Annotated in this window: 1 protein-coding gene and 1 pseudogene; both read left to right on the top strand. The window is 62.4% G+C overall.

What is annotated here, in order from left to right; translation table 11 throughout:
• Nucleotides 1-196: pseudogene (locus CKO28_RS28175) on the top strand (IS66 family transposase); the annotation flags it as partial.
• 282 nt (nucleotides 197-478) lie between these two features.
• A partial coding sequence (locus CKO28_RS27785) for a hypothetical protein (RefSeq protein ID WP_200344788.1) occupies nucleotides 479-761 on the top strand: 283 nt, incomplete at its 3' end.

The raw sequence follows: 761 nt of genomic DNA, 5'->3' as shown, positions 1-761 counted from the left end.
CGCCAGCGAGCGCTACCTCCGCCCGGCCGTAATTTTCAGGAAGATCACGCAAGGCTTTAACGCCGAATGGGGCGCTGCTTTCTACGCCGGCGTGCGCTCCGTCGTCGACACCGGCCGCCTATACGGCTTGAGCCCGCTCGCCGCCATTCGGCGCGTCCTTGCTGGCCAATCCGTTATTCTACCGGCCGCCGCCTGACCTACTCACCGGTGGGGGTGAGCAGTCACCCGGACGATTCCTGTAGACGAGAGATGGACCGCAACACTCGTGCCCGCCTGTCGAGCAAACAAGACGATTTCACGTGGATGGGCAGCATGGCACTCGAAACATGGTCACGCGTCCTCACCCTTCATCACGTTCGACTTAGAAAGGAGTGAAGACGGTTTCGCTAAACCTTTCTGCTTGTTGGTGTGCCGAATGGACGGATGCCCGTCCTTCGACGGGTCCGCTGAGAAACTTTAATAAAGGGAGGTTAGCGTCATGACCGATAAGCAGGGTGTTCGCTACCGTAGCACGGCTCGCGGTCTCAGCGTCGCGGCTGCCGGCTTACTGGCCGCTTGTGTCAACGCCGGTGCCGACCAGGCGACGGCCGCCGATCAAAGCAAAAGCCCCGACCGCGTTGTCAAACAGGACCCGGGCAAGGTCGTCTACTGGGTGCCGCCCGGACCGCGTAAGCTGAGCCCCGCGGTGTTCGGCACCGCCGAAGATCCGAAGATGACCCTGGCGCCGAAGCTGAACAAGGCCCGGCGCATGGTCGAGGCCG

Source organism: Rhodovibrio sodomensis (genome assembly GCF_016583645.1).
In the GTDB taxonomy this organism is placed as follows: domain Bacteria; phylum Pseudomonadota; class Alphaproteobacteria; order Kiloniellales; family Rhodovibrionaceae; genus Rhodovibrio; species Rhodovibrio sodomensis.
This window is presented reverse-complemented; position numbering and strand designations above follow the sequence as displayed.